Origin of the sequence: Arsenophonus nasoniae DSM 15247 (genome assembly GCF_000429565.1) — a bacterium.
GTDB classification, from domain to species: Bacteria; Pseudomonadota; Gammaproteobacteria; order Enterobacterales; family Enterobacteriaceae; genus Arsenophonus; species Arsenophonus nasoniae.
This window is the reverse complement of sequence record NZ_AUCC01000008.1, coordinates 69,016-78,321: the sequence shown is the minus strand read 5'-3', so window position 1 is coordinate 78,321 and position 9,306 is coordinate 69,016. Positions and strand designations below refer to the sequence as shown.

The window sequence follows — 9,306 nt, the reverse complement described above, 5'->3', positions numbered from 1 at the left end:
ATCCTTTGACCATCTGTTGAAACGGTTATAAACGGTTTTCCATGGGCCGTAACGTTCAGGTAAATCACGCCATGGGGCGCCTGAACACAGTATCCAGAACATGCCGTTGACGATTTTGCGATGTTCTGCCCACGGCCGACCGACCCGCGAAGATGTCAAAACGGTTGGCAACAAGGGCTCAATGATTGCCCATGCTTCATCAGAAAGATCGTAGCGAGCCATAATTCAAAGTATCGTAGAAACAGATGGATACTATAGCTCAAGCAATTAAGGGACACAGCCTAATACCATTTTCGTAGCGTGATAATTGTTGTTGTGATATGCCAAGGTTAACCGATAATTCTTTTCCTGTCATTCCATTATATTTTCTGATTTTTTTAATTTTTCTACCTAATAAACAAGCTATCTCTTGGCGTCTTTTCATGAAATGCTCCAATTAATATTGGGTTTATTTTAATTATAATAAATCGGCTAACAAAATAAATATGGGAAAATATTTGGAAATCAGAAAATAAATTATCTGATTATCCAGATAAAAATTAGCAAAAAATATTATATATTTTAAATTAGGTTAAAAAATTACTAATTTAAAAAATAAATTAAATTAGAATAGATATGTCATTCCTAACATGATGTCATGGCTATGTAATCTGGACTCCAGATTGCCTTTTATATTTATTGGACCAAGATTTGTTTCACCATTGGTTTTTGCTTTTCCGGCATTGATATAACGGTAGCTAAGATCTAAAGCCAGATTACTATTAATATCATATTTTACACCTGCACCAATACTCCAGGCAAAATTATAATTAACTTTTTTACCCGACAATAATTTAGCGTTCTTATTTTGATAATCAGCACTAATATCCGTAGTTCGATTATTTTGCGCAACCCCCATGCCTGCTAAAACATAAGGTGTAAATTGGCTACTATTCTCAAAATCATACATTGCATTTACCATTAAAGTATTGATTTGAATTTTATCTTTCATTTCTATATCTAAGGGCTGACCTGCAATTTCTGCACCATTTGAACCATTTTTTTTCAGATTACTTCTGGCTGTAAAATCTAATTCCACTCTGACCGGCAATTGAAACATAGGCTTAAAGTTATAACCTAATGCAATTCCGCCTCCAAAGGCACCAGAAGTAATATCATCTAATTTTCCACTCATATTCCTCTTTTCTGCAGCAGAAATTGCAGAAATTGATCCTGTAGATTTTGTTGATTGTACAACAGAACCACCGACTTTACCGGTGACATACAATCCTGTCTGGTTTGCTGCATTTGCCATGGTGGCAGGCAATCCCGTTATTAAAAATAAAACAAGACACTTTTTCATACAATAATTTCTCCAGTTAAATTGATATCAGAATATATTAAAAAACAACTGACTAACCTTTCTAAATTAATCAGAATAAAGCCTGTAAATAATGATCAGTCACAATCAAGTATGCGCTAATTAACCATTATTATATGGCTTATATTTTTTTATTATGTTGAGTAATTTTTGTCACATAAAAATTACTTAGCGGTAATATAAAGTTAACTTGATGAGATTTAAACAAGAGTACTCTCAAAAATAAGAAAGTAGAAAAATGGAATATGTCGTTTTTTAGTCAGAGATAATCATGATTAATTATGATCATTTTTTTCAACAATTAAAGTTTCTAATTGGAACAGTAAAGATTTTATAACCTCATTGTTTTTTATATCAATGCTATTTTTTTTAATTAAATTTTCAATCGAGGTTATTAAATTGGCTATGGTATAACTATTATTTTGTAAAGCGGCTCCTTTCATTCGATGTAAATAGTAGTTAATATTATTGGTATCATTCATAGTGCTAGCTAAACTTAAATTTTTAAAATCTAAGGTTAATATTCTATAAAATAGTTCATCGCTATTTTTAGTATGAATGTTTTCAGCTAGATCTTCTATATTGGAATTAAGATAACTCCATTTAGTTAAACATGTGGCTAAATCTTTTAATGTTATCGGTTTTGATAAAATATTATTGCCACCATGATTAATGAATTGTTCAATATGTTGATTGCTGGTATTCGCAGAGATGGAAATTATTGGTGTAGTAACCCGATTTTGTATTTTTTCTAGATTTCTTATTGTATTACATACTTCATATCCCGTCATGTCAGGTAGAAAACTATCTAATAGTACTAAATCATAATAATTTTCTTGTTTGAATTTTTCTATTGCATCATTGCCATTTAATACATATTCCCAATCACAGTTTAAAATATCTAATTGCTTAGTGATAACATCAATATTATATATATTATCATCAATAATAAGAATCGATAATTTATTTAGTGTACTGATTTTTTCGATACTTATTTCTTCATCTTTGTTAATGTTTATTATTTCATTAGATTTATCAGCTGGAATAGCAATTTTTATTTCTGTACCGATATTTTTTATACTTTTAATTGAAAAATCAGCCTTCATAATCTTAGAAAATTGTTTACAGATGAATAATCCAAGACCACTACCCGTTTGATTATAATTTAATTCTTTATTTGTAACTTGAAACCATGGTTGAAAGAGTTTTTTTTGTTTTTTGTCATCAATTCCTATGCCAGAGTCTTTTATTAATAAAAATAATTTATTTTTTTTATAGTTAGCGGTATATAAAATGTAGCCTTCTTCTGTGAATTTTATTGCATTGGATATGATGTTTCGTAATATTTGACGTAATTTGTCACAATCAATATTGATATACGTTTTTTCCGGAATAAAAGATTTATAAATTAAATCTATTTTTTTTGATTCAGATAAAGGAGTAAATTTATTTTTTATTTCAATAAGTAACTTATTGATATCAATTGTTTTGTTGTTTAATTTTAGTTCTTTTGCTTCTAATTTAGAAGCATCTAATACATTATTAAGAAATGATAGCAAAGCTACGGATGAATTAATTGAGATAGTTGTAAACTTCTCCAAATCCTTATTTTTTAATTTCAATTTTAATATTTCTAGTGAGGCTATGATTGCATTTAATGGTGTACGAATTTCATGACTCATCATAGAGATAAAAAGTGATTTTGATAATTCATTATTTTGAGCTGATATTTGCGCTTTTCTGATATAGAAAAGTAATGTTAATAGGAATAAAAATATTAAAATAGTGGTAATTATTTCTAGATAATAATATTTTAATATCATATTAAATGGTGGTGCGGTGATATCTAATTCATCAATCCATTTTTTATATATTTCATCACTTCGTTTTGCAGAGATACTATTTAGCGATTTATCAATAATAGATTTTAATATTGGCATATCGGATGCAATAGCCATAGTGATATTGGCGTTTAATTCAGGAATTACACCAGAAAAATTTAAATGATTGGCATAATATTTATGAACTAAAGGCCAAAATATAAGATTTGGACCTATAACGGCATATGCATCACAGGTATCACATAGCCGATTTAAGCTTGAAATTGCATCTTCTTCTGGAATTAATATTATTTGGGGGTAGTGTTCCTTTAAAAAAGCTTCATAAGGACTATTTCTTTTTACCACAACTTTCTTCCCATCAAGTTGATGAGGTGTAAACATAGATGGTGCATCTGGTCTTGTAACAATCACTGCTGAAGTGAAGATATAGGGATAACTTTGTAACCATTTTTTATCATGAGACGTTTTACTAATAAAATTAGCAATAATTTTTATATTTTTTTCCTTTTGATCACGATAGATAAATTTTAATCCGGTTTTTTTTTCTATTTCATTTAGATATTCGCGAGATATTCCATGATGAACATTATTATGAATATACTCTATTCGATTATTAGGAACGATAGTATAATAAATGACAGAATTATGCTTTAACCAATCCCGTTCAATTTGATTAAATTCTGTCGCTAATGTAGTCGTCGGTAAAATTAAATTAAAAATTAGGCTAATTAATTTAAATTTTTTCATTTTTTAATATTTCGTCTTTTATAATAAATAATTGATGATCGGCGGTTAAACCTAATTTTCTAAGCGCGGTTTGTTTTTGTCCACTTATTGTTTTTATACTGCGATTATATTTTTGGGCAATCATTGAAACACTTAAACCATCGAGAAAACAGCGAATAACTTCTAGCTCTTTTTTAGATAAATCAGAAATAGAGACATTTGATAATATAGAATTTGGTGAATTATCAATGATACTTTTATAGTAAAACTCAAGTTTTTTTAAACTGTCAAAAACCTGATTAAAATAATATTTTTCTTTATATATCGCATTTATTGCATTTATTAGCTGTTGTTTGTTAGCATTTTTTTTACTTATAAAACCTTTTGCTCCACATCTGAAAATTTGTCCTATTATGGCAAGATCTGAATAGGCAGATATTACTAATATTTTTAATTTGTTATATCTTTTATGAAGATCCTTTATCAAGGTAAGTCCATCTAGATCTTGAGGTGATAATGCATAATCCATGATTATTATATCAGGTACATTGGCGGCTAAATGTTTTTTTAAGTCATGAGAATTTGTGTAACTATTTAATACTGAAACATGAGTTGATTCCAGTTCTTTTTCTATACCAGATAAAATTATAGAATGATCATCAAGTACAACTACTTCTATCTTTTTCATACATATCCTTTACAATAGCAGAAACTGGAATAGTTTTAAGAATGTCATTTTTCTCTTATAAACAAAATCTTCAATAATTTATTTTTAATTATAATGGAAAAATAACGATTATAAACAATTTATTATATTTTTTTAAGTAGATTGTTAAATAGCTAATTATTGGCGTGAGAAACCGAACCCAAATTTAATAAGATATTTTATTATTTTAACAGTTAAAAAATAATCAAAATGTTGCTAATTTAGTCTGTGGTTTATCTAGATGGTATTATAAATTTAAATATTTTCTTTATTGTTAAATTTTTTAGCTGAAAATTAATTAAACATATTGCTATAGAAATAGAATTTATTTAGGAACTTGAAGAAATTAAGAATTGTTAGACCTATTTTATACAAAGTTAATGATTTAGTGGATAGAACCTATTTTTAAGTTATGTAACAATAAAAAACTATTATGCCGAAATACATGCCGAGTTATATATTAATTATCTTAGGATAAAAAATAGTAAATTATTTTGTTAGATTACTATAACTACACTTTATTTTTTAGATAGTTATAGTATTTTAACTATTTAATAATTAATACATATTTAACATAGAAAAAAGCCCTCTATAATAGAGGGCAACAAAGACAGGGATGGTGTCTATGGCAAGGAAAAACTTCAATGATTACTTGCTACTTATCGCTAAGTTTGTTACGAAATATTCAATACTTTGATCGTGATAGCTGTTTTTGATGTTGTTTCTCCAGTATCATTTTTTGATCGTGTGTCAATAATTTATAAAATTGGTGATAAATACGAGCCATCTCAATTTGTTGTTCAACAATCTCTTGTGACAGTTTTTCTGCTGTTGCACGAAAAGCGACTTCATCAAAAATATCTGCTGTCATTAAATCATGTAAAGTTTCTCGTTCTTCACGTGAAACATTCTTTTTAAAGCTTTGTTGCCGCTGTGAAGCCATCAGGTCACGCATTTGCTGGCGTTGTCTTTCGCTTAATGTAATACCTTTTATTAAAGGAACAAATATATCATAAGGATTACATAGCCGGTCTCTTGTTATGTTCCGCTTAGAAATAGGGCTATCATGTTTTACAGCCTGTATTTGTTTGGCGGATTGTGTTGCTGCTAAATTAACATCTGCTGTTTCGGCTAAAGCCGATGTTGAGCCAACAATAAATAGCGATGATGTAAAAGTTATCATTGCCCAGTGACGCATTAATAATTTACTCCCGCCCTCTTTGGATAAAAATGTTAATATTATACTAACTATATCCGTGTGGTTGAAAACTAGCGTCAGAGCGTGTAAAAGAACGTAAAGTCATGGCATCGCGGCGATTCTTGTCGTATTTTGCTCTTGGAGGATATGACTAATGCATAAAATCTTACTTGTTGATGATGACCGCGAACTGACTTCGCTGTTAAAAGAATTACTTGAAATGGAGGGCTTTAGTGTAATTATCGCCTATGATGGCGAACAAGCATTAACGCTTCTCGATTCAACAATTGATCTACTGTTACTTGATATCATGATGCATAAGAAAAATGGTATTGATACATTAAAAGAGATACGTAGACAATATCAAATTCCGGTGATTATGTTAACCGCTCGCGGTAGAGATTTGGATCGTGTTCTTGGTTTGGAATTAGGAGCCGATGATTATTTACCTAAACCATTTAATGATCGTGAATTAGTTGCACGTATACGAGCCTTACTAAGGCGTTCAAATTGGAGCGAGCAAAGTCAGGATAATCTTAATTCGTCAATCTGTCAGGTAGATGGTTTACAGCTAAATCCAGGACGGCAAGAGGCCAGTTTTAATGGAAAGGTTCTTGATCTTACTGGAACAGAGTTCACTTTACTTTATTTATTAGCACAACATCTTGGTCAAGTTGTTTCCCGAGAACATCTTAGCCAAGAAGTTTTAGGGAAACGTTTAACACCGTTCGATCGTGCTATTGATATGCATATCTCAAATTTGCGGCGTAAATTACCTGAAAGAACCGATGGTTTGCCTTGGTTTAAAACTTTGCGTGGACGAGGCTATTTGATGGTTTCAGCGACATGATAAATAGTTTAACAGCCAGGATATTTGCCATTTTTTGGTTTACGCTGGCTTTAGTATTGATGTTGGTGTTGATGGTACCTAAGCTTGATTCAAGGCAAATCACACCGCTGCTGGAGAGTGAATACCGCCAAGGTATTATGTTAGAACAGCATATAGAAGCTGAATTAGCTGGCGACCCGATTAATGATCTTATGTGGTGGCGCCGGCTCTCTAACGCCATTCAAAAGTGGGCTCCTCCAGGTCAGCATCTTATTATGGTGACCAGTGAAGGACGGGTTATTGGCGCTATGCCTAATGAAATGCAGGTGGTTCGTAATTTTATTGGGCAATCAGATAATGCAGATCATCCGAAAAAGAAAAAATATGGTCGGATCGAGATGTTAGGGCCATTTTCAATTCGTGATGGGGAAGATCATTATCAACTTTATTTGGTTCGACCTGCAAGTAGTCCCCAGTCTGATTTTATAAGTTTACTTTTTGATAGACCATTTTTGTTACTAGTTGCCACGATGTTGATTAGTGCTCCCTTGTTGTTATGGTTAGCGTGGAGTTTGGCAAAACCGGCCAGAAAATTGAAAATGGCAGCTGATGATGTTGCTAATGGCAATTTACGTCAACACCCTGAATTGGAATCTGGACCCCAGGAGTTTTTGGCGGTAGGAAACAGCTTTAATCAGATGATTAGTGCGTTAGAAGGAATGGTTAGTGCACAACAGCGTATGATTTCTGATATTTCCCATGAGTTACGTACTCCATTAACACGCCTACAATTAGCGACAGCATTACTACGTCGCCGGCATGGCGAGAGTAAAGAGTTAGAACGGATTGAAACTGAAACGTTGCGTCTTGATGGTATGATTAATGATTTGTTGGTACTGTCACATAGTCAACATAAGAATGAGATATTGAGACAAAATATAAAAGTTACCGATCTTTGGAATGATATTTTGGATAATGCCACTTTTGAAGCCGAACAAATGAACAAAACGCTGAATGTTACCGCTCCGCCTGGTGCTTGGACGATTTATTGTAATCCTCCTGCTTTGGGTAGCGCATTAGAAAATATTGTTCGCAATGCCTTACGTTATTCCCATAACCGTATTGAAGTTGCATTTAAAGAAGAAAATCAAGGTATTTTGATTACAGTAGATGATGATGGTCCTGGTGTATCAAAAGAAGATCGAGAAAAAATCTTCCGTCCATTCTATCGAACTGATGAAGCGCGAGATAGGCAATCTGGCGGGACTGGTTTAGGGCTAGCGATTGTCGAAACAGCGGTTTTTCACCATAAAGGGTGGGTAAAAGCTTCGGACAGTCCATTAGGTGGGTTGCAATTAAGGCTTTGGTTACCGTTGCATGGCCGTTAACTATTTTTTACGTGAAAAATTACAGGATTTAATAATGTTTTCAATAGTATTGAGTTTGTAACTTGTTGAGTAATACATTATCATAATTAATGAGTTAAAGGTTATATTTCTTTGCAGCAGAGCAGATTTCTTATCCTGATTGGTAGCCATTATTTTTGCTTCTAAAAGGGGATATTAAATTAGTTTAATGAAGAAAAAAGTTGAAAGATAGTTTAAAAAGATAATAACTATTTTATTTTTATAGTTAGATTAGATAAAAAATAACTATCTTATTCTCTTTATGTTTTATTACTTTTTATAATAAATTGATTTTATTGTTAATTTGTTATCTTATTTGCGTTAAATCATAATTACTTAAAAAAATGTTTTTATCTTTATAATGTATTAATGATTAATGTATTATTCTGTTTAAATGTTTTTTAACGTTTTTTATCTTGTTTGTTTCAATATATTTCATTATGTAAACTATTTTATCATATTAGCATTAATGGCATTTGATCAAGTTATGAATTAAAATCCTGCCCTTAGTCAGTTAGCTACGCAGAGTATATGCCGTGGCTTATAATTATGTTATTACCTAGTTGATTATATTGAATAATTTAATTACCTATAACTTTGTGCTAGGGGTTATAATTTAGTAATAAAAATAGCTGATTGTTAAACAGCAGAAAATTCATAGAGTGATAATTAAATTGGTTAAAGAAACCGTGATATGCCCAGGTTTGAGGTAATGTTTGTAAACTCAATGCGGTAAACACTAAACACATATCTAACATGACCCATTAAATCTCTTAGCATAAAGCTTATGTTAGGGGGCAAAGATAGCTTAAGACAGTTAATTTGTTATCAAAAATTGTTTTGTTGAAAGCATTAGCAATGATAAAAATAATTTTTTAATGATGAGTAAATCAAAGTTTATCGTATCAGTAAGTGATAAAATAAATGGTAAGTATGTAGATCGAGACCTAAGACCGCTTAATGCATACTCTGTAAGGCTTAGGAAATAGCAAAATCATATAACTTTTTGATGAAAAAAGGATTGATATTCAAAAGGATATATGATTGGTAAGGCTAAAGATGGTGCTCTGGGAACCGACAACTCAGTGCGGTAGCTATGTTTTATTAAATGGACTTTTCAACAAAAATAATTAATTATTAAAAAATTTAATTAGTTATGAAGAATTAAATAAAAAATTAAAACGTTAAAGTTTTTCGTAATTTGCATAAAATTTTTTAATAGTTAAATAATCTATTTTTT

Annotated in this window: 8 protein-coding genes; 2 read left to right on the top strand and 6 right to left on the bottom strand. The window is 30.8% G+C overall.

Annotated elements, in window-relative coordinates:
• The 6 genes from G468_RS0103630 to G468_RS0103605 form a co-directional block, all read right to left on the bottom strand.
• Positions 1–222, bottom strand: a 222-nt coding sequence (locus G468_RS0103630) for a transposase (protein ID WP_026821955.1), incomplete at its 3' end; no start/stop codon positions are given.
• 37 nt (positions 223–259) lie between these two features.
• The gene (locus G468_RS22800) at positions 260–424 is read right to left on the bottom strand and encodes a helix-turn-helix domain-containing protein (protein ID WP_081700612.1); all 165 of its coding nucleotides are present in this window, start codon (positions 422–424) and stop codon (positions 260–262) included.
• A gap of 180 nt (positions 425–604) precedes the next feature.
• A complete protein-coding gene (locus G468_RS0103620) occupies positions 605–1,342 on the bottom strand; it encodes an outer membrane protein (RefSeq protein WP_026821954.1) in 738 nt (245 codons plus the stop codon).
• A 293-nt stretch (positions 1,343–1,635) separates the two neighbouring features.
• Entirely contained in the window at positions 1,636–3,948 is a 2,313-nt protein-coding gene (locus G468_RS0103615; protein ID WP_026821953.1) for an ATP-binding protein, read from the bottom strand.
• On the bottom strand, positions 3,935–4,615 hold the full coding sequence (locus tag G468_RS0103610; RefSeq protein ID WP_034249251.1) for a response regulator: 681 nt from the start codon (positions 4,613–4,615) through the stop codon (positions 3,935–3,937). The genes G468_RS0103615 and G468_RS0103610 overlap by 14 nt, the downstream gene beginning before the upstream one ends.
• A 703-nt stretch (positions 4,616–5,318) precedes the next feature.
• Positions 5,319–5,831 carry a Spy/CpxP family protein refolding chaperone gene (locus tag G468_RS0103605; protein ID WP_026821951.1) on the bottom strand — a complete coding sequence of 171 codons (513 nt, stop codon included), beginning with the start codon at positions 5,829–5,831 and terminating at the stop codon, positions 5,319–5,321.
• Positions 5,832–5,985: 154 nt separating this feature from the next.
• Here G468_RS0103605 and cpxR point away from each other — a divergent pair, with 154 nt between their 5' ends.
• On the top strand, positions 5,986–6,681 hold the full coding sequence (cpxR, locus tag G468_RS0103600; protein WP_026821950.1) for an envelope stress response regulator transcription factor CpxR: 696 nt from the start codon (positions 5,986–5,988) through the stop codon (positions 6,679–6,681).
• Complete coding sequence (cpxA, locus tag G468_RS0103595; RefSeq protein WP_026821949.1) at positions 6,678–8,048, top strand: envelope stress sensor histidine kinase CpxA; 1,371 nt, start codon at positions 6,678–6,680, stop codon at positions 8,046–8,048. The genes cpxR and cpxA overlap by 4 nt, the downstream gene beginning before the upstream one ends.
• Positions 8,049–9,306: the final 1,258 nt, after the last annotated feature.